Consider the following 25420-nt stretch of genomic DNA (forward strand, 5'->3'; position numbering starts at 1 on the left):
CAATCCGTTTAATTTAAGCTACAACTGTTAATTCATGATATGACCAAGTCGTGCCTCCTCACCATGGCGGTTCCTTTGTTAATCTTCAACCAGAACCCAATCACCTTTGGCCAATAAATGTTCGGCTTGTTTGTATTTAAGGGTTTTATTTTCGGCTGTGATCACATGTTTGATGGTCACTTGGTCGTTACGTCCAATTTTTGGTCGGTCGCGCACAATCGTTTCTACCACTTGGGGTTGGCGTTGGGTATTGCCTGCGACCCTACTTTGTACCGAGCGTTCATCTAAATTAGGGATTTCATCTTTTTGCACATTCAATTTTTCCCGTTTGCGCTCTCTCGCTTCATGGATGGTGCTTTGTGTTTCTTGAGGTAATTCACCTTTAAATAAAAAGGAGATCACATCTTTATTCACTTCATCAATCATCGTTTTAAACAATTCAAAGGCTTCAAACTTATAAATCAATAAGGGGTCTTTTTGTTCGTGTACCGCCAATTGTACCGATTGTTTCAACTCGTCCATTTTACGTAAATGGGTTTTCCATGCATCATCAATTATGGCAAGCGTGATGTTTTTTTCAAAATCGGTAATCAATTGTTTACCGTTGGTTTCGTATGCTTTTTCAAGATCGGTAACCACATTTAAGGTTTTTAAACCGTCTGTAAACGGCACAACAATACGTTTAAATTTATCGCGTTGCGTTTCATACACATTTTTAATAACAGGGAATGCAAGGTCTGCATTGCGGGTCATTTTTTCTTTATAATGGTCGAATGCTGCTTTGTATATTTTACCGGTAATTTCTTGTGCCGAAAGCTTCCCGAATTCAGCCTCAAAAATCGGTGAACTCATGGAGAAATAACGAATCAATTCAAACTCGAAATTTTTAAAATCACTAGCCATTTTATTGGTTTCAACAATACCTTCAGAAGTATCAAAAATCATATTCGCTAAATCGACACGAAGACGCTCCCCGAATAAGGCATGGTGACGACGTTTGTAAACCACTTCACGTTGCGCGTTCATAACATCATCATATTCCAGCAAGCGCTTACGAACCCCAAAGTTGTTCTCTTCCACTTTTTTCTGGGCACGTTCAATGGATTTTGAAATCATGGAATGCTGAATAACTTCGCCTTCCTTCAAGCCCATGCGGTCCATCATTTTCGCAATGCGTTCGCTACCAAATAAACGCATCAAGTTATCTTCTAACGACACGTAGAATTGCGAACTACCAACATCGCCTTGACGACCGGCACGACCACGTAATTGGCGGTCCACACGACGGGAATCATGGCGTTCTGTACCAACAATGGCCAATCCACCAGCTTTTTTAACTTCATCGGTCAATTTAATATCGGTACCACGACCAGCCATATTGGTTGCAATGGTTACTTGCCCGGATTTACCGGCTTGATCTACAATTTCTGCTTCTTTTTTATGTTGTTTGGCATTTAACACATTATGCGGAATTTTTCTGATGGTAAGCATTTTACCAAGTAACTCACTTATTTCTACCGAGGTAGTACCAATTAAAACAGGGCGACCCGCTAAGGATAATTGCGTGACTTCATCAATAACCGCATTGTATTTTTCGCGTTTTGTTTTATAGACCAAATCGTCCCTGTCATCACGCACAATGGCACGGTTGGTGGGAATTTCCACCACATCCAATTTATAGATTTCCCAAAACTCACCAGCTTCTGTAACCGCAGTACCCGTCATACCCGACAGTTTGCGGTACATTCTAAAGTAGTTTTGAAGGGTAACGGTTGCAAAGGTTTGGGTGGCATCTTCAATTTTTACGTTTTCTTTGGCTTCGATCGCTTGGTGCAATCCGTCGCTATAACGACGCCCGTCCATAATACGGCCCGTTTGTTCATCAACAATCATCACTTTATTGTCAATTACCACATACTGAATGTCTTTTTCAAACAACGCGTAGGCTTTAAGCAATTGGTTAAGCGTATGGATACGCTCTGATTTGATGCCGAAATCTTTATATAATTCTTCTTTTAGTTTAGCTTCTTCAGCCAACGGTAAATTTTGGTTTTCAATTTTCGCAATTTCAATACCAATTTCAGGCATGATGAAAAAGTTCGGATTGTCTTTCCCCGATAAGTATTCAATACCTTTATCAGAAAGTTCTATCTGATTGTTTTTTTCTTCAATTACATAATACAATTCCGCATCCACCTTTGGCATTTCGCGGTTGTTGTCCTGCATGTAAAAGTTCTCGGTTTTTTGAAGCAGTTGTTTAACACCTTCTTCACTTAAAAACTTAATAAGCGCTTTGTTTTTTGGCATCCCACGATACACGCGAAGCAATTGAAAACCGCCTTCTTTAGTATCGCCAGATGTAATCAGTTTTTTAGCTTCGGCTAAAACCCCTGTTAAATACTTGCGTTGTACCGCAACAATATCATCCACTTTAGGTTTTAACTCGTTAAACTCATGGCGTTCCCCTTGTGGTATCGGCCCAGAAATAATCAATGGGGTACGGGCATCATCTACCAACACTGAATCCACCTCATCCACAATGGCGTAGTGGTGCGGACGTTGCACCAAATCGTTAGGAGAATGTGCCATGTTATCACGCAAATAATCAAAACCAAACTCATTATTGGTGCCATAGGTAATATCGGCGTTGTATGCTTTTATTCGCGATTCAGAATTAGGCTGGTGGTAATCAATACAATCCACCGTCAGGCCATGAAATTGAAAAATAGGCGCCATCCACGCGCTATCACGTTTCGCCAAATAATCATTAACGGTTACCAAATGCACGCCTTTTCCAGCAAGCGCATTTAAATACATGGGTAACGTAGCCACTAAGGTTTTACCTTCACCCGTTTGCATTTCGGCAATTTTACCTTGGTGCAAGGCAATACCACCAATAAGCTGCACATCGTAATGTACCATATCCCAAGTAATGGCTTTACCGGCAGCATCCCAAGAGTTGGACCAAATGGCTTGGTCGTTATCTAACGTTACATAGTCTTTTGAGCCCGATAATTCCCTGTCAAACGTACTGGCAGTAACCGTAAGCGTGGTATTGTTTTTAAAACGTTTTGCAGTTTCCTTAACCACTGCAAAAGCCTCGGGCAAAATAGCGTTTAAAACATCCTCGGTAATTTTATAAGCCTCGTCTTTTAACCGATCCACATCTTGGTAAATATCCTCGCGCCTGTCAATATCCTCGGTATTTTCGGCCTCAACCAATAAGCTGTCAATCTGTTCGTTTATGGGTTTGATGGCCTCGACAATGGTCGCCTTAAACTCAGCGGTTTTGGCCCTTAATGCGTCGTGCGACAAGCTTTCAATGGCAGCTTCAAAGGTTTTGATTTGATTTACAATAGGGGTGATGGCTTTTACATCTTGTTTCGATTTATCGCCAACAAATACTTTAAGTACAGAATTTAAAAAACTCATGGTGTGTATGTTATGTTATTCTAGAGCAGATCTAGATTTTTAGGTTGTTTTTTCATGCTCTTTAAAAAGCAATCAAAGATACATTTTGTTATATGTTTAATTAAGATTTAAGACAAAAAAAAAGCCTCAAACCGAGACTTTTTAACTTTTCTTTATGCTTTATTTAATATTCATCCTCATTCCAAAGGTAATCTTCATCAGTTGGATAATCAGACCAAATTTCGTCAATGGAGTCGTAGGCATCACCTTCGTCTTCAATAGACTGTAAATTTTCAACAACTTCCAAAGGCGCGCCCGTTCTAATAGCGTAATCTATTAACTCGTCCTTTGTTGCTGGCCACGGCGCATCACTTAAATAAGATGCTAATTCTAAAGTCCAATACATTTTTTATGCGTTTTAATTTTGTGCAAAAATAAATTTTTAGTTTAAACACACAAGGAAAAAATGAAATATTTAATTATTATTTTTAAGAACGTCTGTTTTTACTATCTAAACAACTGAAATCAAGTTTGTTAATTTGGGCGTTACCCTTCCCGATAGCTATCGGGAGGTCGGGCTTTCGGCAGTCGCTCTCTGCGAGGAGCTCCAACAATGCCTCAATCCCTAACGCAAATCACAATTCCAAATCATGTGGTTATTAAGTTATCCTACTTAATACTTTGTACTTCTAACTTCGTACTTTCTCAGGAATCCACTTAATTTCATCTGCTTGCAAGTCATTGGACAACTTTCGTGCCAACACAAATATGTAGTCAGATAGACGGTTTAAGTACATTAAAGCGTTAGGGTCAACACCTTCAATGTCATTAAGTGCCGCTGTTAAACGTTCGGCTCTTCGGCACACGCAACGCGCAATATGACAGAATGACACCGTTTGATGGCCACCGGGCAACACAAAATGCGTCATGGGCGGTAAAGCTTCGTTCATTGCATCCATTTCATGCTCCAATAATTCTATGTTTTCGCTGGATATTTTAGGGATATTCAATCGTTCCTTGCCGTTTTTTAAAATCGCTTTCTCTGGGTCGGTTGCCAAAATAGCCCCAACCGTAAACAATCTATCTTGTATATGAATAAGAATATCTTTGTAATGCCCATCAATATTCTGGTCACGAATCAATCCTAAATGTGAATTTAGTTCATCAACCGTTCCGTAGCTTTCAATTCTAATATGGTGTTTTGGTACGCGCGTGCCACCAAATAATGCCGTGGTACCTGTATCGCCTGTTTTGGTGTAAATTTTCATCTTATTTTCTCGCAAAGGCGCAAAGGCGCCAAGTTTTTTTTCAAATTTAGAATAAACTGGACGACTTAGCAACTAAACGATTGTCACAAAAGATAAAATGATTATATTACGAATAAATTCACAAATTTTTATTTTTTCTATTTCCCTTATTTTATTCATTTTTTGGGTTTAATACCCCGAGGCTTGCCTCGTTTTTATTTTTTTTTTTGGAATTTAGTTTTTGCCTTTTTGGTCCCGAAATTTCGGGATAATACCTCGCACCCATGGGTCGAGGTAGTTTATTTCTATAGTTTTCTCTAAAACTTCCACCTTTTCTATTGTGAAGCTTTTGCTTATTATTCTTTAAAACTGAAGCAAATAAAATCAGGATGATTAGATGTCAAGAAACATGTTGAATTTATGTTTTAGGAACAGTTCGTTTAACGTTTGTGTATGTGAGCTGCATGTTTCGGCACGAGCCTTTTCTGATAAAATTGGCTTTGGGAAATTTGCAGTCCAATAGTTATCGGGATTCCAAGTGGGCAATAACTGAGCCATAGCTTACCGTGCTAGCGTTTGCCTTTCTTTTCAGTTAATATGCTAATTTTTTGTTGTTCATTTCTACATTGAAATTTACTTTGGCTCCTAATGCTTCAAATACTTTCAAAATAGTTTCAAATCGGGCATTTTTGACACTATTTTCTATTTTTGAAATTTGAGCTTTTTGAACACCTACAAGTTTTCCCAATTGCTCTTGTGTCAAATTGCGTTCTTTTCTGGCTTGCCTAATTGCATCTCCCAATAAATCGATTCTCAATTCATTCTCGAAAGCATCCCGTTTGGTCGTTCCGCGCTTACCAATGTGTTTGTCAATCATTGTATCGAGCGAAACTGTTTTAAATTCCTTTTTCATAGTTATTTTTTATTTATCTTATTCTCTAAATATTTGATTCTAATATCTTCCGCTTTCTTAATTTCCTTTGGCGGTGTTTTCTGCGTCTTTTTTATTATTCCGTGGGTTGCAATTACAAACGTTTCTTGCTCTCCAGCTTTGTCCCAAAAAGGAAAAAGTCGATAAGTTTTGTTATTATATAAAGTTCTGAATTCCCAAATAAACTCATTCAGCTTTTTAAAGAGTTCATTATTGTTTGTGAATTGTGCTTTTTTGATATTGTAATAAATTTTCTCTCGTGCTTTACTGTCGAGATTTTCCAAAAACTCAACAGCTTCTGGTAACAATTCTATTTCAAAATTTTGTTTCATTCAGAATTTTTGTTAAATATAAAAATTTCCCAAATGGGAAACAATAAGTTTTTTAAAAATATTTGTATTTCAATTTTGACGGAAGGTTTTTAAGTTGTCTCTAGCTACTAGTAAAAGCATCTTTTTATGTTTAATATCCTAAATTTAAAGGAAGTTATATTTTTTTTAATAAAGTCAAACTGTGCTAAAGGTGGTATTTGATAAAACCATACTATTTTTCTGCATCTTCACGTCACGAATTCAATAAGTAATTTTGATAAATAGAAACATCATAATGGAAGTTTAGACCAATGATTGTATTTTATAAAGAATTTTAACATATTTTAACAAGAAACGTTTATTTTTGCCTCAAAATTGATAACCAAATCTAACAATTAAATATTATGAAAAAAATCACCTTTTTAGTGTCATTCGCCATAAGTGCTTTGTGTGTGGAGGCACAATCTTATGTCGGGTTTCTTACCGATAATTACAGTGGTGTAAACAGTGTTGTTTCCAACCCAGCCACCATAACGGATTCTCGTTTTAAAACCGATATTAACCTTATAGGCGTTAGTGTGTTTGGCGGAAATGATTATTATGGTGTAAACATTATGGATGCTATTAAAGATGGTTATGACTTTGATTTGGAAGCAAAAAAATATCCATCTACAAATAATAATTTAGGCGTGAATATGGATGTTATGGGACCCGCATTTATGTTCAATTTAAATAATAATAGCTCCATTGCCATTTTTACCAGAGCACGATCTGTTGTGAATGTTAATAACATTAATGGAACCACCATCGACGCTATTGATGATGATACTACAGATGATTTTAACGTAAACGAAGGCGATTTTAATATTTTTTCCCATGCTTGGGCAGAACTTGGTGCTACGTATGCTAGAGTTTTATTTACCAAGGACGAACACTTTTTAAAAGGCGGCCTTACCCTAAAATATCTTCAAGGTGGTGGTACCGCTTATGCTGTTGGTAAAAATGTTACCATAGATTATGATGCCGATGGAACCGATTTGGGAGGTGGCAACACAGCGGGTAGTATTTCATCTACCGGTCAAGTAACCTACGGCCGTTATGCCAATTTTGATAATGATAGTTATGATTATGAACTTCCGGAGGCTACTGGTTTTGGCGCCGATTTAGGTTTTGTTTATGAATGGAGACCAAACCATGCAAATTATACCACAACCAATTCAGATGGTGATACATATACCCAAAAAGATAAAAACAAATACAAATTAAAGATAGGTTTATCTATTACCGATTTTGGAAGTATTAAATATAAAGAAGGGTTACAGGATATTTACGATATTACAAATACAGGGGTGAGTGAAGAAGATTTTGATAATGCCGATGATATTGATGATATTTTAAGCACTTTCTATACTTTACAATCAAGTTCTCAAGGCATCAAGGCAACGCTGCCTACTGCCCTTCACTTAAACGCCGATTGGAGTTTCAATAGCAAGTTTTATGTTAATTTAAACACCGATTTTTCGCTTATTTCTAAAGATAAGGAAAACGCAAGCCGTATTTCAAACATCGTGTCGTTAACACCCCGTTTTGAAAGTAAATGGTTTAGTTTTTATGTGCCAATAAGCATGGTAGAAAATAACGGATTTCAAGCGGGCGCTGGTTTAAGGGCAGGGCCCTTGTATGTTGGTTCAGGTTCGGTTATTACTGCTTTAACGGGCGATAACAGTAAAGGTGCCGATGTGTATGCAGGTTTAAAAATACCTATTTACCAAGGAAGAACCAAAGATAGGGATGGCGATGGGGTGATCGATAAATTAGATGGTTGCCCAAAGGATGCAGGCCCTATTGAGAACAATGGTTGCCCATGGGGTGATAAAGATTTGGATGGTGTGCCGGATAATGTTGATGAATGCCCAGGCGTATCAGGTGTCATTGAAAACCATGGTTGTCCATGGGGCGATAAAGATGAGGATGGTGTTTTAGATTTTCTTGATGATTGTATGGAAGTGGCAGGGCCAAAAGAAAACCATGGCTGCCCCTGGAAAGATACCGATAAAGATGGTGTTTTGGATAAAGACGATGATTGTGTGGATGTACCTGGCACTGTTGCCAACAAGGGATGCCCAGAATTAACACCAGAAGTAACCGAAGAAGTTCAAAAAACATTAAATACCTATGCAAAAACCATTTTGTTCGATTCTGGCAAATCAACTATCAAGTTTGTATCTCATGGTGTTTTAAATGAAATTGTTACTATTCTAGGACAGTATCCTAATGCCAAGTTTTCAATAGAAGGCCATACCGATAGTGTTGGAAGTGATAAATTGAACCAAACCTTATCGGAAGAGCGAGCAAGTTCTGTAATGACTTTCTTGATTGAAAAAGGGGTAGCTTCAAATCGATTGACCTCAAGAGGTTTTGGTGAAAGCAAACCCATGGCAGATAACGCTACAAGCACTGGACGTGCCGAAAACCGTAGAGTTGAGATAAATTTGGTAAAGTAAAAAGCTTTAGTTCATTGATAAAAAAATCAATATTACATAACTGGCGTTTAAAATCGTATGTAGGGGTATAACTCCTACGGAGTATAATATTAGGGACCCATCTGTTTCCACAATGCTTGATGCCCTATGGACAAAACAACTATTGCCTTAAAAGATATGGGTACACGGTAGCTGCCGCAGGTAAGGTACAAAAATAACCAAGCAAAAATTAGGGAAATTAACGACATACCATTAACAGCGTACAACATTGGTTTTTTAAGAAACTAAGTACTATTTTTTCAAATCCTTTAACAAGCCTAAAGCAAAATAGCTAATTACCAATATAGCCAATAGAATACTGGCCCACATAAAGGCGTTGGATTGCCAAAATGATTTTTCGACTGAAGCAGATTTATTTTCAGTATTTATTTTACTAAAATTTGTAATGATTGCTTGTGGTAAATCAGCATTAAAAGTGGTTTTAAAATTAACCAAATCGTAGATTGGTTTTTGTAATGTGGAATCAACGATGGCTTCATAAGTTTCATGGCTCTTTAAATAGCAAATCACATAAAGGGGCTTTTGGAAAAATTTTAAATGTTTGATATTTAGTGGCGGATTATCATTGTTTTCAATTTCAATAATAATCTCTTTTTCAAAAATATAAGGTAATTCAAAGGTATTGTGGGTGCCAGAGTGCAGTTCAAAATCAAACACATTTTCTTGATAGGATTCTGTTCTTTTTTTGATGGTTCTGGTTTTATTCGCCAAAATTTTTGCTTTACGCATAAACACCTCATTTTCAATATCAAAAGCCATGCTTTCAATATGTTGTGGCCTAGTGAAAGTGATCGTTAATTGCGTTGTCTTATTTTTTTTATTGGTACTGTTTTTTATTTTGAAATCGATAATTTCCACTTGAGGAACCGTTGAAAACAAATTTTCATAAAAACCAACATTTAGAATTTGAAGCGGTAGCGATTCTTTGTTATTAAACTCAAATTTCAGGAATGCATAATCATTTAACGGAAACGAAAAAGTTTGCTCCACCGTGGTTTTTTCAGCTTCATTCAACCCGAAAAACAATTGATTGGTAGCCAACCCAAACCATTCTTTTTTATCATTACTGCCATTGATGCTATATGTTTTTTTGACTTTGGTATTGGCGATTTTAAATGTAAAGTGGTCTAGTTCTAGCTTATTCTTATTTTCAATTATAATGGTAGTAACAGAATCTTTGGTGTTATTTTCAGTTTCGAAAGTAAATGGTATATATGAAGATTGCAGAGTGCTTTCATCATTCAGCAATACATAAGGCACTTCATTTTTATTGCTGTCTAAAACTCGAAAATAATTGGTGTTTGATACACTTGCTGAACGCACTTCTGGTAACAGCAATATTTTATGGAATCCGTTTTCTTTTATTTCTGAAATGGTTCCTCTATAGTTTTGGGAAACCAGGGTTGCCGTTGAAAGCAATAAGAACAGTTTTATAAGCTTTTTATACATGAGCATCGGGGTGGTTTTGAGTATCGGTATCTACCACTAATTTTTTAATTTTTTGATATACAAAGGAAATGACCAAAATAAGCACCCCTAAAAGGATGAAGGCGATGATCTTTCCTGTTTCAGATACGTTGTTAATGTCATAAGCAAAAAGTTTTATGATGGTGATTCCTAAAAGGGAAAGGGCAATGATACGGAGTTGTTTCCATTGTCTTTTTATTCCGATAATTAAAAACAGGAACGATAAAACTCCCCACAGAATAGGATAGCCTATTTTGATGATTTGGCGTTTTACAGCATCAAATGCACTGTTTATATATTGGATCCTGCCGTAGTCGTCAAAATAGTGATTATCGATTGCTTTTTTAGGAAAGCTGCTGTTGAGTTGGTTGACATCAACCAATTGTGGGGCGAATTTTAGACTATGGATAATCACTTCGACACTAAAAACATAAACAATGGCGAAAGCAAAAAGCCAAAGTGCCAATTTTGGACTTAAAAAGTTGAAAACCGGATTTTCTTTGGAATATTTTAGCAGACAAATCCCAAAGTAAACCAAACACGCAAGAATGATATAATGGAAAATAAAAGCATGGTTATAATTCAATTCCAAATTATAATTAGCCACCATCTCGTTTGAAGCAAGCTTGTAGAATAACAGGATGTAAAGAACAATATTGGCAATGGCAAGCAATAAAACTCCTTTTTTAAAGAAGATGGTTTTACTTTTTAAGCCAAAGTACAACAAGAACGCGCTAAACGCAAAATGATACACAACCGCAAATGAAAGTGCCGATGGCTTGTTGGCAATAAATTGATTGGATTGGTAAACGATTTCCAATAAACCAACCAAATAGCCCATACCAATGGCTACAATCAATACCAGGTTTTTGTAATAAGGGAATAAATCGAAACCTAAAAATTTAAAACTTACGTTTTCCTTTTTAATGATAGTATAGGTGGCAATTAATGCTGCCATTACCACGATGCCCGTAATGAATATGGGGTTTAAAATGAGTTGCAATGCATCATCTTCATTTGTGTACGCGTATTTTTGCCCCCAATCAATTACCAAACTAACAATACTTAAAAATTGAACGACCATCGCACCCCATTTAAAGCCATTGATTTTTGATTTTTGTGATAGCCAAAACAATAAAACCGCTTCGGCTGCCCAAAATAACGTAATGTGATTTCCTTTAAATTGAATTGGGATTGTTAAGGTAACGAAGGTTAATGTTAAACCTATAAGTAGATAAATGGCATTTTTGTCCAATCCAAACTTTTTATAAAGAATAATGGCATATATGAGGTTGTATACCGCCAACGAAAGTGTGAACACCCCTTTTATTTGAAGCTCCCAATCATGAATGATGGTTATCCCAATTCCGAAGAAAAAGAAGGTGTTCGCAATCAGGATTCCATATTCAATCAATGAAAAAGTGCCTTTGTTCCGTAAGTTGTTTAAAACAACCGTGATGCTGAAAACAAAATAAAATAAGGTGGCAAAGGCCAATGCGCCACTATGCGGTAAGGTGTCGTTGAAAAGTTCTTTTACAACCCACGAAAAGAAAAGTAAGGTGGTAAAAAGAAATGATAATATGGTAACGATGTTCCATTTTTTAAAATATGAAATTGCTAAAATACCGATGTTTAAAATGGTGATATAAGTAAATAATACCATGTAATTGCCACTTCCGGTACTTACCATAAATGGCACTGCAAATCCGCCAATCAATGATAAAACCGCCAATTCTTGCCTGTTGTAAGCCACCGAAATCAATACGCTAAAGGCGGTAATAACCACCATGATAATAAACGCTACCGTTTGATTGAACAAGTGGTATTCATGAAACGCAATGGCAATGGTAAAATAAAAGATACTTACAGCACCAGCCACCATGACCGAACTAAAAGCAGCATAATTTTTTTTGAGTTTGTGTGCAATTGCCATTACCAACGAGCCAGATAAAATCCCTATGCCAACACGTGCATATTCATTAATCCAGTTTTTATCAATGGCATATTTTACAAAAAAGCTGATGCCCAAAACTAAAATCAGAATCCCGAGTTTATTGATAAGATTTTCTCCAATAAATTTTTCTAAATCGGGATTGTTTTCTTTAAAATTTTCAAACCAAGATTTTTTGGGCATCATTGGTGCTTGGGGTTTTAAAGGATTGGTTACTGGTAAAGGTTTTGGTACAGCAATGGGTTTTGAAACAACATCGGCCGCTATTGGTTTTTGTGATAAAATTACGGGTTTTTGCTCTACCGGTTTTATAATGTCCGGGGCAACTTTCGGAGTTGGTTTTGCTTCTTCTTTAGGTTTAAAATCAGGATTTTGAAGAGATGACAGTTCCTTTCTGAGTTGATTTAGCTTTTGATGGATGCCGTCAATGGAATTGTTTATTTCCTTACGGTGTGAATTGTTTTTAGAAAGAATAATTATGACTAAAACTATGACAATTAATATGAGAAACTCCTCCATGATATTTTTTTAGTTGGAAATCAAATATAATCTATTTTTTTGCAAAAGATAAGGTTGTTGGGTTTTGTTGGATAATGTGTTTTGTGGATGTGAAGTTGCGGTTTTGGCACGCAGAAATGGGTGCAAAAGGATAATTCCGACCTGCCGGTAAACAGGTTTTAGCCAATTGGAAAAGCTTAAATGAGTTCATAATGTGCTACCAACACTGTATTATCTCTTTGCCATCAATTTCCAGTAGGAAAAACAATATATTGGTACGCCCCAATATCAGGAGCAGCCGTTCTATTCACATTTAAAATATCAAAAGGAACTTGGGTTGCAAAGCTTGGTAGTCCTTTATTTTTCGCTTCCGATTTTTCGCCAATAATCAGCATGTTTTCATTGGCATTTTTAAAATTTGGGTCTTTGTTAAAAATGTTTCCAACGTAATGGTTCGTATCAGTCAAGTCGTAATTAGGCCCCTTAAAGTTATTGTTGTTGTTTTGAAAACGGATCAAGCAATTGGTAAACTTAAAGTTGAAAACTACCGAGGCATCTTCAATTTCATCCAATAAAATTTCAGGATTGTCATTTCCGTATATTATGCAATTGTTGAAATTGGCTTGTGTTAAATCGGTAATGGTAGCGTTATTGTCTTCATCCAAAACAAAATTGTTTAAAAGTAAAGACGGCAATTGTCTGGAACCATTCCAATAATTGGCTATGGTACAATGGGTAAAATTGTATTTTCCGCCAAAAGTACCCGCTACCGATGATTGCCCACTATTGTTTACCACCACATTTTCGCCTTTAATGGAGGTGTTTCTGCCCAATATCCCAAAACTACTCGAATTATATATTTGCGAATTGGTGATCTTTAATTTTTCGGTCGGCACATTTGGGTTGCCATCACATAAAATACCCACGGTGGCATTTTTAATGGTTGCGTAGTTTATGGTATTGTTCAAACTTCCTCCAAAAAGCCAAATCGTGCCCCATTGCCCAGCAATATCCGAAAAACCGGGTTCCAAACGGTCGCCTTCAAAAATAACTTCGTTTTCCAGTAGTTTTTGGTCGGTACTAAAAGCACCATTCACTTTTAAGGAAGCGCCCTCGGCAACTATAAGCCCAGAATTATCATGAAAATGCACACGGGCTCCAGCATTTATGGTCAAGGTTTCCCCATTTGGTACCGCCGCAAAGCCGTAAATAACATAGGGTTTTGTATTGGTAAAGGTCAGTTCGTTTGGTCGTAGTTCCCGACCTTGTAGCGCTGTTTCCAAAATTTCGCCACCTACATTGAGCTTTAGGGTTTCAATAACCTTGGTGGAATTATCTCTGTTGGGATAAATAAAAATAGCATCTTGCACTAAAGTGACGAGTTCTACTTTTTGGAGGTTAGCACCCGCATCGAATTCTATTTGATCGGTGTATAAAAATTTGCCATTCGGATTTGAAAAATTATTGAAATCAATGGTGCTTTCAACAAAAATAAAAATACTGTCTTTAGCCAGTATTTGAATGTTTTGGAAGGTTTTACCTGCTATCCCGTCCACGTTCAATCGGTAATTAGAGCTATTGCCCAATGCCAGTTTGATGGAAGGAATCAATATATCATTATTGCTTCGGTTATATACTTTTAAATTGTAGGTACTGGAGCCAATATTAGTGAAAACAGTATCTAAATACACGGTGTCTTTTGAAAATTGAAGCGTTCCTGTACTTGGGGAAAAATCAAAATCCTTTCGGCAAGAACTCCAAAGTATTAAAAAGCAAAAGGTTAAAAGGAAATAGAGATAGCGCATCATGAAAATTTAATTACATTTCAAAAATATAACTTTTGAAATTATGAATTAGTATGTTACGGATTAATTTGATGAAGTTTATCTAAAAACAGGGCCGCATTTAATCTCCTCACTTCTATTTCAAGGGAGGACAAATTTCGATTTATAGAAATGAGGAGGGTTTGATGATTTTAGTTTCCCAATAATATTTACACCAAGTCGCGAAGCATTTTAGCGGCCACTTCGGGCGTAATATCACGCTGTGGCGAACCAAACATTTCGTAACCAACCATAAATTTCTTTACCGTAGCACTGCGCAACAAGGGCGGATAAAAACTCATGTGCCAATGCCAATGCCCGTTGTCTTTTCCGTCTGTGGGTGCTTGATGGATACCACTCGAATATGGGAACGAAGTATTGAATAATGCATCATAAGCTTTTGTAATAACCGAAATAGCTTCGGCAAACAGGAAAGACTCGTTTTCTTTTAAATCTGAAATACTTTTTTGATGTTTTTTAGGAACTATCATCGCTTCAAAAGGCCAAACGGCCCAAAACGGTATAAGCACCACAAAGGCATCGTTTTCAAAAATAATGCGTTCTTTTTTATCCAATTCTTGAGCAAGATAATCGCCTAAAAGACTACTTTTGTTTTTCTTAAAGTAATTTAATTGTTGACTGTTTTTTTTATCAACTTCATTTGGCAAGGTACTTTGACTCCAAATTTGACCATGCGGATGCGGATTGCTACAGCCCATAACAGCCCCTTTGTTTTCAAAAATCTGGACGTAATTTATAAGCGGATTGTTACCGAGTTCGGTGTATTCTTTCTGCCATGCAAAAACCACTTTCTCAATATCCTTAACATCCATATCGGCTAAACTTTTAGAGTGGTCCGGACTAAAGCAAACCACTTTACAAATACCTTGTTCGCTTTGCGCAATCAATAAGCCATCATTCACATTAAAGTTTTTTGAACCCGTTTGAAGTGCAGCAAAGTCGTTTGTAAAAACAAAAACATTTTGGTATTGTGGGTTTACCTCGCCATTGATCCTCGTGTTTCCGGCACACAGATAACAATTGGGGTCGTGTGCAGGTCGTACTTCGTTTGAAATCGCTTCGTTTTGTCCTTGCCAAGGGCGTTTCGCACGGTGAGGCGATACTAAAACCCATTCGCCTGTTAATATATTATATCGTTTATGTGAAAAATCCTGTAAATCTGAATTCATTTTAATAAGGTGTTTAATTAGTTAATGACGTGCGTGCCGTCCGATAGTTTTACGGAATAAATGGAACAGTCTTTGTTGAATTTTTCTTTGTAAGCCTTTGAAGCCGCTTCTTTAAAAGCCTTTGAAGCATTTTTTGCCACCAAGTTTATGGTACAACCCCCAAAGCCGCCGCCCATCATTCTTGCTCCTAAAACATGGCCGTTCAATTGTGCTTGTTCCACTAAAAAATCCAATTCATCGCAACTCACTTTATATTGTTTGGACAAGCCGTTGTGCGATGCATAAATTAAAGCACCAAGTGTTTCTAAATCACCATCGGTCATCGCTTTGGAAGCTTTTACGGCGCGGTCGTTTTCTTGAATCACATACAGTGCTTTTTGATAGTTTTCAGGAGTTACTTGGTCTTTAATTTTCAATAAATCGGTTTCTGTAGCATCTCTTAATGCTTTGATTCCCAACAAGGCTGAAATGTTTTCACAGGCTGAACGTCGGTCGTTATAAGCACTGTCCGATAAACTGTGCTTTACATTGGTGTTTATTAAAATAAGCTCGTGGTCTTTAAAATTGATTTCAAAAGGTTTCGCTTCAATGCTTCTGCAATCCAATAAAAGCGCATGGTTTTCTATACCGAACATGCTGGCATATTGATCCATAATACCACAGTTTACGCCCACATAATTATGTTCCGCTTTTTGCGAAATAAAAATCATTTCGGTTTTGGTCAACCCTAAATTAAAAAGTTCATTTAAACCATAAACCACGCTATTTTCCAGAGCAGCGGACGATGACATACCAGAGCCAGAAGGTATATCGCCGCTAAAAGCAATATTGAAATTGCCAACCGATTTATTTCTATTTTGAATTTCGGCAATAACCCCGAACACATAATTTTCCCAACTTCCTTCAGACGAAGGTTTTAGTTTATCCAATTCAAATGCAATGGTTTCATCCATATCAATAGCAAACGCCATACATGTTTTTGAATCGCTTTTTTGAATGGCTGCCACAATGCCCTTATCAACAGCGGCAGGAAACACAAATCCGTCGTTATAATCGGTATGCTCGCCAATAATATTAATTCTTCCAGGGGAAAAAATAAGCAGAGGCTCTGCTCCAAATTTACTTTTAAAACCTGTTTTCACGTCATTAACCAGTGTTGTGTCCATAGTATTGTTTTGTTTTTAATCCATGACAAAAAAAACATTTCATTAAAATAACTATTAAAGTTGATCCCTCCGCCTATCGGCATACCGAAATAAATTCGGTACAGGCTCCCCCTTGAAAAAAGGGGAGGAATTATTGAAGGAGCTTCTTTTAATGATTTGATGTTAATAAATTTTTGTCATGTACTTAAAGTTTTGTTAGTAATTTAATCTTTTATAGTAACATTCCAGTTTAGTTGATAGGTTTCTTTAGGCTTTAATGTTTGTAACCCTATGTTGTTGTTGAAACTATCCGATACGCCCGTAGTAGGCTCAATAGCAATGGTGTTGGCTCTTGGTGGGGTATATATCTGTAAAAAATTTTCTTTTGAAGATGCACTGATAAAAAGCTGATAATCAGGTGTGTTAAACTGTGTTTGGTTGGTGTTTAAAATAAAACAATCATCCAATTTTTTGTCCTTAATTTCAAATACAGGTGTGTTTTCAATATCGGTTACACCAGTGGTGATGCATCTGTCATCAAACACAATTTGTTTATCACTATCAAAATGCAAGGTGCTGTTATATAAATTACTACTTGTAAAATAAGGGTGCCAGCCGATAGTAAATGGGAATGCTTTTGAATCGGTGTTAACAATTTTGATATGGATGTCTAAAGCATTTTTTTTCAGAATATACTCCACGTGGATAGCGTAGGTGTACGGAAATCCAATAGATTCATTTTCTTCATTATAAAATAATGTAACGGAAGCAAAATCCTCGTTTTTTTCTTCCTTGACCACCTGAAACGTTTTGTTGAAAACCAAACCGTGTAGTGCATTGTTATTGCCAGTTTCGTTGGTTTTAAAGGCATATTGTTTGCCATCAAATGAATAAGTGCCATCTTTTATTCTATTGGCAAATGGAAATAAAATGGAAGAAGCATAGGTATCGCTATATTTTAATGGATGTAAATCTTCCATAACTTTCTTATTGTTTAGCTTCAATTCCTGTAAACTGGCACCTAAGTTTACATGTATTTTGGCATAAGAAGATTTATCTTGACTTTCAATTTCAATCAATTCCAATTGATTTGAACTGTTTTCTACGTGATTAATAGTGTACAATGGCTTTTATATTTAGTGGATACTGTCATATTGCAAATATATGGAGTGAATTTTAAACACAGCCTATGTTAAATGTATTTATTACGCTTAATATGGTAATTTATCTAGTGTTGTGTTAACTTGAAATTGACGGGTAAAGTCTTTTAAGTTTTATCCTTGCCTTATCGTTTGTAAACTGCCAATTTATTTTAGCATCCTTGTTGTTCCTGTGGTTTTGCCATGCTTCTATTTCTGATGTTATCTTTTCAATGGTATCGATATGGCGGTTGAGGCACTGTCCGTTGAGTACGTGGAGTTCTATTTCTGCCATGTTCAACCAATTCCCATGCTTGGGCGTGAAAACGAACTCAAACCTGCCCCTGATCCTTTTTGCCTCCTCTGGCGGGGATGTTTCATAAAAAGCGGATGCGTCATGGGTCTTGAAATTATCCATTACCAACCTTATCTTTTTTGCCTTTGGGCACATCTGGGTCAGCTATCCGCTTCATAAACCTTGCCCAATCTTTTTTTTGTCTTGAATTCTGTGGCCTCAACCATTCTTTTGCCCTTCAAGGGTTCGTTTACCATGAAAACATTGACCATTCCGTGCCTGAATACTCATAATCAACCCTGGCTCCCTGTCCAGGTCTTATCGGGGCCGATGCAATCTCCTCGATCAACTGTTTGGGTGGTTCATCCATACATATAAACGGAAAATCCTCGTCATACGCCAACTTATAGGTGTCGAACACCTGTTCCATATTGGCCACAAAGGCACTGCTTTGCCCCGGCGGGATACCCCAGCCTTTTACTTTCCAAGGTTTAAGTTCGTTTTTTTTAACACCTCGCCAACCGTTACGTGCGAAATGTAATCTATATATTCCAGCTCGACCATCTTGTCCGCCAATAGCCTGAGGGACCACTTTGCAAACCCTTCTGGCGGCTCACTGCAGCAAAGTGAAACCAGTTTTGCCTCAATATCCCCATCTACCTTTTTAGTGTAGACTTGGGCCGAAGGCCGCCCTTCCAGTACGCCCTCGAACCCTTCTTCAATGAACTTCTTTTTTACCCTGTCTATTGTCCTTTCGCCCAGCTTGAGGACTTTACAGATCTCCGCATTCTTGATATCGGTATTTGCGGAAAATTCGCCTTTGTCGCAATTCAATAAAATATACGCTGCGCGAAAGGCCTGCGAGGTGTGGCTCCCTTTACTTATTATCTTGCTTAGCTCTTCTACCTCCTCCTTTTTCAGTTTTATTGTGTAGTGTACCATTTGCTTTTTTAGAAAAAATATAAAATAAATACATCATATCTAGATTAACTTAAAACTAATTACAAAAATGTTTTCTGCAAGTATCCGGTTGAGCATCAAGGCAAAATCAAAATAGGCCCTGTCCTCAACAATTATGGTGATCTTGGCAAAAATGGTTTGCCCTAAACCATGCCTGTCGTGTGTTTTGGTTTCTGTAATATTTACCAAGTCCGGTATCTGCAAAGCACCATCCCAGCAAGTGTGTATTTTCAAACCGCCTTTTGCTGTCCGTCCCGATAGCTATCGGGATTGCCCAGTCAAACATGGATAAGCACAGGCTGATTAAGGTGCTGTCTATCAATTTGATGCTGTGGTCTTTGATTTCTTCAATAATGGTGCGATGGTTGTCTTGTTTCAACAGTCTATCATAATGCCTTAGAAGCTTGTTATACAAGGTTCCATAGACTCGCCAGTTGCGTTTTTTATTGCCATCGCTCATCGTTGAACGGGCTGGACTTTGAGTTAATCCCAAATCACCAATGAAGGTCTCACAAACCCCGATTCCAGTAGATATATCGCTCAAAGAATAGCATTTATTGAGCTGTCCGAAAGTTAAAGCTACAAATTGGTCATAAGTCCTGTATTTACTGCACCCTTTATCAGTTTTAAATTGTTTGGTACAGGAATCAAGCATCCAACGTGGAACTAAATCTATGATTTGGCGAAGTACTGGTTTTTTGTTGTTTTTGATGCGTCTGAAGAGTCCCATTGATTATTTTTTTTCTCAAAACAAAAATAAGGGATTCTCAGACACTTTTATTTTTCAACTTTCGGATAGTAGTGAAGGCAAATCTTTATTATAGACCGTTTTCATATATTAGTTATTGTTTTTTTTTATATACCAATGTCGATTCAATCGACATTCATTATATGTATGTCGAAATTATTAAAAAAAAAATCGATATAGATTGTTATGGTATTGATTTAAGCTTTTAAACCTTTGCGTCTTCGCGCCTTTGTTTGCGAGAGAAAAAACCAACGATTAACGACTAACGATTTTTGGATTTTTGAACTCTGAACTCTGAACTTGGAACTTTTATTGAATAATCTCCACCTTCCTGATATAAATATTCTTAAGCGGCCAGTCGGCGGCATCGGTTTCAACGGCAGCAATTTTATCGATTACATCCATGCCGTTTATAACTTTCCCAAAAATGGTATAATCGCCATCTAAAAAGTGGGCGCCACCTTTTTGCTGCACAATAAAAAACTCATAAGGTGATGCCAATTTATGGGGGTTATCAATCTCGCTACTGGGCATGGAAACCGCACCTCGGTCGTGTTTAAACCCACGTTTGGTGTCTGCAGGCAACAAGTATTTCCCAATATGCCCACGTTTTCTGGCTGTTTTTTTGTCGTCGCTATTTCCTGCCTGTACCATAAAATTGTCAATCACTCTATAAAACTGTGTCCCATCAAAATAGTGTTGTTTGGTTAAAAAAATAAAGTTCGACCGGTGGTATTTCGTTTCATCAAACAATAAAATATCAATGGTACCAAAATCGGTGGTAATGCGTACTTTGTTTTCTTTGTGATGTTTGTCATATTCCAAAAAAAAGTACATCGCTTTTTTAGAATCCAGTTTTGGGTACTGCCTTTCGGCGGTATCGGTAGTGTCTTCAGGGTCTTCAACAAATTCTTTTTTTGTCGCTTCTGTTTTGGTAACATCACTTGTTTTTTTCTTTTTAGATTGTTTATCTTCACAGTTCAGAAACAAACAAAAAATACATAAAACTAGAATAACGCGCATACCAATGAATTTTGATGAGTTTTCAATTTCAATTTCAAAAATAAAAAATATACCATTACCAGCCTTAGTATCCCACTATAAAATGGTGCCACCTTTTCGGCAGGAGCTGTTGGAACGCCAAAAAGAAGCCATAAAAAAGGCGAAACAGGCCGGGGTTTTAGCTTTGTTTTACCCAGATACAAACCACCAAACCCACATGGTTCTCATTTTAAGGAACACCTACAAAGGGGTGCATTCCGCTCAAATAGGGTTTCCGGGAGGTAAATTGGAAAAACAGGATGCATCACTTCAAGATGCTGCGGTAAGAGAAACTTTTGAAGAAATAGGGGTGCCAATAAAGGACATAGAAGTAATTTGCAGATTATCGGAAGTTTACATCCCACCAAGCAATTTTTATGTACATCCGTTTTTAGGCATTTCAAAAAATACACCACGCTTTATAAAGGAAGATAACGAGGTTGAAGCCATTATAGAAGTACCGGTGCAACATTTTTTGGATGATGCCAACATCATTACTCAAAAAGTGCAAACGTCCTACAGCATTGATGTTGAGGTGCCTGCGTTTAAACTTAACAACTACGTGGTTTGGGGGGCCACCGCCATGATGCTGAGTGAGATTAAAGACTTGTTAAAACAACTCATGTAGTTTATAGATTTATTACATTTGTACCAACTAACTAATTTGACGTGTGATTTATGGCATTGTTTAAACGAAATCCATTCGGACATATTTTATTTATAAAAAAGTGGCTCATTAGAATTTTGGGGACCCTGACCCATAGACGTTTTCGTGGATTTAACGAACTGCAAATAGAGGGCTCTGAAATCATTAAAAACTTACCTGATAAAAATGTTCTGTTTATTTCTAACCACCAAACGTATTTTGCCGATGTGGTGGCCATGTTCCATGTGTTCAATGCTAGCTTGAGCGGACGCGTGGACTCTATTAAAAACGTGGGGTATTTATGGAACCCTAAGCTCAATATCTACTATGTGGCTGCCAAAGAAACCATGAAAGATGGTTTGTTGCCTAAAATTTTAGCGTATGTAGGCTCTATTAGCATTGAAAGAACCTGGAGAGCCGAGGGGCAAGACGTAAACCGACAAGTAAAAATGAGCGACATTTCCAGTATTGGAAAGGCTTTGGATGATGGTTGGGTTATTACCTTTCCGCAAGGTACCACAACCCCTTTCAAACCCATTAGAAAAGGGACCGCTCATATTATAAAACGTTACAAACCTGTGGTAGTGCCTATTGTAATTGATGGCTTTAGGAGGTCGTTCGATAAAAAAGGTTTGCGTGTTAAAAAGAAAAACATTCTTCAAACCATCGAAATAAAAGAACCCTTGGTTATAGATTATGATAAGGAATCTTACGATGATATAGTAGAGCGCATAGAATTTGCCATAGAACAACACCCATCCTTTTTAAAGGTCATTTCGCAAGAAGAGGTAGAGGCCCAAGAAGCTCTTAACAAATTACGGGAGTGGTAGTGCATAAGCTTTTATACTTTTTTACGGACTTGAGGGTTCGTTAATTTATGAAGGATTTTTTCTGGGAATATAAAAAGAAACCTAACAAAAACAGTAATTAGGCACTACTTTTTATCAACACAGCTACTTCAAAAAAAAAAGGCTTATTTTTATTTTAGAGCCCCCAATTAAAACAGCATGGGTTCGAGATCATTATTAGGAGCGTTGGTTTTCTTGAGGAAAGTTAGGGAGGTGTTATTTAACGTGGATAACGGATAAGAAAATTAAGATTGAATTTTTCTTTTTTCCCTCCCTAAAGGGTGGAAAAATTCCTGAAATGTAGAAAATGTATCATCCTTTAAGGTTGGGGAAGGGACATTTTCGGCTCAATATGGTTGTCCATTATTCACGTTATTTAATATGGATTACATCCCTATAATCCCCTCATGGGAATAACCAACCGCATACAAATAGCAAAAAAATGTTGTTTTCAACCAACTAAATTCATTCTTAAAATATAATATTTATATATTCAAAATATATGGTTCAAAAAGGTATAGAAGCAGAACGACTGGCAATATCCGATAATTATAAACACTGGAAAAAATGGGGCCCTTACTTAGCAGAAAGGCAATGGGGCACGGTTCGCGAAGATTATAGCGAGCATGGCACCTCTTGGGAATTTGTTGACCATGAAAAAGCCCGGAGCAATGCCTACCGTTGGGGAGAAGAAGGCATCGGTGGTTTTTGCGACTCAAAGGAAATATTGTGTTTAGCACCTGCCTTTTGGAATGGCAAGGACCCCATTTTGAAAGAACGCTTATTTGGGCTTACCAACAATCAGGGAAACCATGGCGAGGACGTGAAAGAGCTCTATTTCCATCAGGTATCTTCGCCCACGCATTCATATTGCAAGTACCTCTATAAATATCCGCAAAATGAATTTCCTTATGCCGACCTGGTGCATCGAAATCAGCGAAGCAGAGCCGAATCTGAATATGAATTGCTAGACACCTCGGCCTTTAAAAACAACGCCTATTTTGATTGTTATATTGAATATGCCAAAGCCGATGTAGATGATATTCTTATGAAAGTTACCGTAATTAATAGAGGCACTGAAACGGCCGATATCCATGTGCTACCGCATCTTTGGTTTCGTAATTTTTGGAAACACAACAAACGTCATGCGCGTCCCAACATGAAGTCCGTTTCACATACTTCCGTGCAATCCAGAAGCGCACGGAATGGGAGGTACTATTTTTATCATAAAGATGGCGAACAGCTATTTTGTGAAAACGAGACCAACAATAAACGCATATACAATTTTAAAAACGATGTCGATTATGTTAAAGATGGCATCAACAACCATGTGGTGAATGGTAAACCCACCGTAAACCCACAAAAGAACGGCTCAAAATTGGCTATTTGGCATCAATTAAAACTAGATGCAGGCGAAGAAAAAACAGTAAAAGTACGCCTGAGCAAAAATAAATTAGAAAACCCTTGGACCAATTTTGAAGGAGTATTCCATCAACGCATTACCGAATGTGAAGCGTTTTATAATGAAACCATTAATGCCGAAATTCCAGAAACCCACCAAGCCATAGCCAAAAGTGCTTTTTCAGGCTTGCTTTGGACCAAACAATTCTATTACAACGATGTGTTTAAGTGGCTTTTTGGGGGCCCTGGCGAAGCCACACCAAACCGTTCCAACCTTCGGAATTATAATTGGCAGCACCTTACCAACCGGCACGTTATTTCCATGCCCGATAAATGGGAATATCCGTGGTACGCCGCTTGGGATTTGGCTTTTCACATGGCGTCCTTTGTGGAAATAGATCCCTATTTTGCAAAAGAGCAGCTCTTGTTGGTGCTAAAAGAAAACTACATGCATCCTAACGGGCAGATTCCGGCGTATGAATGGAATTTTAGCGATGTAAACCCACCCGTACATTCGTATGCCGTTTGGAACGTTTACGAAAAAGATAAAAACTATACAGGCAAAGGTGATACCGCATTTTTAGAAAAAGCTTTCCAAAAACTACTTATCAATTTTACGTGGTGGGTAAACCAAAAGGATAAAAGTGGCACCGACTTGTTTGAAGGAGGCTTTTTAGGGTTGGATAATATTGGGGTGTTCGACCGCAACCACATGCCACCTGGAATTACCAGAATGCAACAAGCCGATGCCACCAGTTGGATGGCCATGTTCGCACTCAATATGCTGCGCATGTCGCTCGAACTTGCTAAAACCAATAAAATATACGAAGAAGCGGCAGCCAAGTTTTTCAGGCATTTTTTAAACATAGCATGGGCGATGCACCACATTGGGAAAAAGGATATTTCGCTTTGGGACGACGAAGATAACTTCTATTATGATGTGGTTGAAATGGCCACAGGTGCTACCGATCGTTTAAAGGTGCGCTCTTTGGTGGGCGTTATCCCTATGTTTGCTGTCGAGATCATGCATAAAGACCTGTTTGAGGAATTAAAGGAATTTAGGATGCGGGCCAACGAAATCATTAGAACCCGTCCAGACCTAGCCTCCTTAATAACCAATTTGGACGAAACCAATGCCGATGGCAATTATCTGTTCGCCATCATGCGTGGTTTTAGGCTGGAACACCTCCTTAAACGCTTGTTGGACGAGGACGAGTTTCTGTCCGATTACGGTATTCGTTCGCTTTCCAAGTACCACGAAAAACATCCATTTGTGTTCCAGCACCATGGGCAGCATCAAATTCAATACGAACCCGGTGAGAGCCGTTCCAATATGTTTGGTGGCAACTCCAATTGGCGCGGTCCTATCTGGATGCCTTTAAATTATATGATCATTCAGTCGTTGCGCAAGTATTACACCTTTTACGGCGACCAATATCAATACGAATTCCCCACGGGTTCTGGCAACAAACTCAACCTAAAGCAAATTGCCAACGAACTTACCAAGCGATTGGTAAAACTTTTTGAAGTCGATAATGAGGGTAAATTCCAATACCATTCCGATAATGCCGGCAAGCATTTTACAAAATCCGAACACTTTAAAAACCTGCATTTGTTTTATGAGTTTTTTGATGGCGACAACGGTAAAGGTCTAGGCGCATCGCACCAAACAGGTTGGACTGCTTTAATAGCCAATTTGATTATGGAAATGGACGCGGATAAATAATGATGGAAACGTTGTTGCGAAAGAGGTACGCCTGAAGCGATCCCGTGATGCAAATTATTGGTCATTTGGCCCTGTGGGTCGGGCTTTTCGCTATATCTT

The 25420-nt window shown here is 37.7% G+C and carries 16 protein-coding genes and 2 pseudogenes; 4 read left to right on the forward strand and 14 right to left on the reverse strand.

The annotated features are described in order from the left end of the window. Nucleotides 1-78: 78 nt before the first annotated feature. The 5 genes from secA to ACU1LP_RS03530 all read right to left on the reverse strand — a co-directional run bounded on the left by secA (nt 79) and on the right by ACU1LP_RS03530 (nt 5921). Nucleotides 79-3432: a preprotein translocase subunit SecA gene (secA, locus tag ACU1LP_RS03510; RefSeq protein ID WP_445735573.1), complete on the reverse strand. Its 3354-nt coding sequence runs from the start codon at nt 3430-3432 to the stop codon at nt 79-81. A gap of 163 nt (nt 3433-3595) precedes the next feature. Continuing rightward, a complete protein-coding gene (locus ACU1LP_RS03515; protein WP_044638512.1) occupies nt 3596-3817 on the reverse strand; it encodes a DUF2795 domain-containing protein in 222 nt (73 codons plus the stop codon). 283 nt (nt 3818-4100) lie between these two features. Next, nucleotides 4101-4679: a cob(I)yrinic acid a,c-diamide adenosyltransferase gene (locus ACU1LP_RS03520; protein WP_445735574.1), complete on the reverse strand. Its 579-nt coding sequence runs from the start codon at nt 4677-4679 to the stop codon at nt 4101-4103. A 571-nt stretch (nt 4680-5250) separates the two neighbouring features. Continuing rightward, a complete protein-coding gene (locus tag ACU1LP_RS03525; protein ID WP_445735575.1) occupies nt 5251-5571 on the reverse strand; it encodes a helix-turn-helix domain-containing protein in 321 nt (106 codons plus the stop codon). 2 nt (nt 5572-5573) lie between these two features. After that, nucleotides 5574-5921: a type II toxin-antitoxin system RelE/ParE family toxin gene (locus tag ACU1LP_RS03530; protein ID WP_445735576.1), complete on the reverse strand. Its 348-nt coding sequence runs from the start codon at nt 5919-5921 to the stop codon at nt 5574-5576. A 383-nt stretch (nt 5922-6304) separates the two neighbouring features. Between ACU1LP_RS03530 and ACU1LP_RS03535 the strand changes: the two genes are divergently transcribed. Next, nucleotides 6305-8404, forward strand: a complete 2100-nt coding sequence (locus ACU1LP_RS03535) for a DUF5723 family protein (protein ID WP_445735577.1) — start codon at nt 6305-6307, stop codon at nt 8402-8404. A 270-nt stretch (nt 8405-8674) separates the two neighbouring features. Here the strand turns inward: ACU1LP_RS03535 and ACU1LP_RS03540 are convergent, their stop codons facing one another. The 9 genes and pseudogenes from ACU1LP_RS03540 to ACU1LP_RS03580 all read right to left on the reverse strand — a co-directional run bounded on the left by ACU1LP_RS03540 (nt 8675) and on the right by ACU1LP_RS03580 (nt 20682). Beyond that, on the reverse strand, nt 8675-9898 hold the full coding sequence (locus ACU1LP_RS03540; protein ID WP_445735578.1) for a hypothetical protein: 1224 nt from the start codon (nt 9896-9898) through the stop codon (nt 8675-8677). Then, entirely contained in the window at nt 9885-12380 is a 2496-nt protein-coding gene (locus ACU1LP_RS03545) for a DUF2339 domain-containing protein (RefSeq protein WP_445735579.1), read from the reverse strand. Before ACU1LP_RS03545 ends, ACU1LP_RS03540 begins: the two co-directional genes overlap by 14 nt. Nucleotides 12381-12604: 224 nt before the next feature. Next, the gene (locus tag ACU1LP_RS03550; RefSeq protein ID WP_445735580.1) at nt 12605-14167 is read right to left on the reverse strand and encodes a hypothetical protein; all 1563 of its coding nucleotides are present in this window, start codon (nt 14165-14167) and stop codon (nt 12605-12607) included. 185 nt (nt 14168-14352) lie between these two features. Next, the gene (locus tag ACU1LP_RS03555) at nt 14353-15372 is read right to left on the reverse strand and encodes a UDP-glucose--hexose-1-phosphate uridylyltransferase (protein ID WP_445730804.1); all 1020 of its coding nucleotides are present in this window, start codon (nt 15370-15372) and stop codon (nt 14353-14355) included. A 17-nt stretch (nt 15373-15389) separates the two neighbouring features. Further along, nucleotides 15390-16538 carry a galactokinase gene (galK, locus tag ACU1LP_RS03560; RefSeq protein WP_445735581.1) on the reverse strand — a complete coding sequence of 383 codons (1149 nt, stop codon included), beginning with the start codon at nt 16536-16538 and terminating at the stop codon, nt 15390-15392. Between the two features lie 203 nt (nt 16539-16741). Then, the gene (locus ACU1LP_RS03565; protein WP_445735582.1) at nt 16742-17641 is read right to left on the reverse strand and encodes an aldose 1-epimerase; all 900 of its coding nucleotides are present in this window, start codon (nt 17639-17641) and stop codon (nt 16742-16744) included. A gap of 115 nt (nt 17642-17756) precedes the next feature. Next, nucleotides 17757-18893 (reverse strand): annotated as a pseudogene (locus ACU1LP_RS03570) (IS630 family transposase). 48 nt (nt 18894-18941) lie between these two features. Next, nucleotides 18942-19641 (reverse strand): annotated as a pseudogene (locus ACU1LP_RS03575) (DUF4372 domain-containing protein); the annotation flags it as partial. 327 nt (nt 19642-19968) lie between these two features. Beyond that, on the reverse strand, nt 19969-20682 hold the full coding sequence (locus tag ACU1LP_RS03580; RefSeq protein WP_445730801.1) for a peptidylprolyl isomerase: 714 nt from the start codon (nt 20680-20682) through the stop codon (nt 19969-19971). Nucleotides 20683-20686: 4 nt separating this feature from the next. Here ACU1LP_RS03580 and ACU1LP_RS03585 point away from each other — a divergent pair, with 4 nt between their 5' ends. The 3 genes from ACU1LP_RS03585 (at nt 20687) to ACU1LP_RS03595 (ending at nt 25321) form a co-directional block, all read left to right on the forward strand. Next, a complete protein-coding gene (locus ACU1LP_RS03585; protein WP_445730800.1) occupies nt 20687-21328 on the forward strand; it encodes an NUDIX hydrolase in 642 nt (213 codons plus the stop codon). A gap of 50 nt (nt 21329-21378) precedes the next feature. Next, nucleotides 21379-22176: a lysophospholipid acyltransferase family protein gene (locus tag ACU1LP_RS03590; RefSeq protein ID WP_445730799.1), complete on the forward strand. Its 798-nt coding sequence runs from the start codon at nt 21379-21381 to the stop codon at nt 22174-22176. 520 nt (nt 22177-22696) lie between these two features. Further along, nucleotides 22697-25321, forward strand: a complete 2625-nt coding sequence (locus tag ACU1LP_RS03595; protein ID WP_445734637.1) for an MGH1-like glycoside hydrolase domain-containing protein — start codon at nt 22697-22699, stop codon at nt 25319-25321. Nucleotides 25322-25420 lie beyond the last annotated feature (99 nt).

The sequence above is a fragment of the Mariniflexile sp. genome (assembly GCF_052728615.1).

Coding starts and splice junctions, on each gene's coding strand:
- ACU1LP_RS03530 (WP_445735576.1), bottom strand. CDS start 5,921: ATGAAACAAAATTTTGAAATAGAATTGTTACCAGAAGCTGTTGAGTTT.
- ACU1LP_RS03535 (WP_445735577.1), top strand. CDS start 6,305: ATGAAAAAAATCACCTTTTTAGTGTCATTCGCCATAAGTGCTTTGTGT.
- ACU1LP_RS03520 (WP_445735574.1), bottom strand. CDS start 4,679: ATGAAAATTTACACCAAAACAGGCGATACAGGTACCACGGCATTATTT.
- ACU1LP_RS03525 (WP_445735575.1), bottom strand. CDS start 5,571: ATGAAAAAGGAATTTAAAACAGTTTCGCTCGATACAATGATTGACAAA.
- ACU1LP_RS03545 (WP_445735579.1), bottom strand. CDS start 12,380: ATGGAGGAGTTTCTCATATTAATTGTCATAGTTTTAGTCATAATTATT.
- ACU1LP_RS03590 (WP_445730799.1), top strand. CDS start 21,379: ATGGCATTGTTTAAACGAAATCCATTCGGACATATTTTATTTATAAAA.
- galK (WP_445735581.1), bottom strand. CDS start 16,538: ATGGACACAACACTGGTTAATGACGTGAAAACAGGTTTTAAAAGTAAA.
- ACU1LP_RS03540 (WP_445735578.1), bottom strand. CDS start 9,898: ATGCTCATGTATAAAAAGCTTATAAAACTGTTCTTATTGCTTTCAACG.
- ACU1LP_RS03555 (WP_445730804.1), bottom strand. CDS start 15,372: ATGAATTCAGATTTACAGGATTTTTCACATAAACGATATAATATATTA.
- ACU1LP_RS03580 (WP_445730801.1), bottom strand. CDS start 20,682: ATGCGCGTTATTCTAGTTTTATGTATTTTTTGTTTGTTTCTGAACTGT.
- ACU1LP_RS03585 (WP_445730800.1), top strand. CDS start 20,687: ATGAATTTTGATGAGTTTTCAATTTCAATTTCAAAAATAAAAAATATA.
- ACU1LP_RS03595 (WP_445734637.1), top strand. CDS start 22,697: ATGGTTCAAAAAGGTATAGAAGCAGAACGACTGGCAATATCCGATAAT.
- ACU1LP_RS03550 (WP_445735580.1), bottom strand. CDS start 14,167: ATGATGCGCTATCTCTATTTCCTTTTAACCTTTTGCTTTTTAATACTT.
- ACU1LP_RS03515 (WP_044638512.1), bottom strand. CDS start 3,817: ATGTATTGGACTTTAGAATTAGCATCTTATTTAAGTGATGCGCCGTGG.
- secA (WP_445735573.1), bottom strand. CDS start 3,432: ATGAGTTTTTTAAATTCTGTACTTAAAGTATTTGTTGGCGATAAATCG.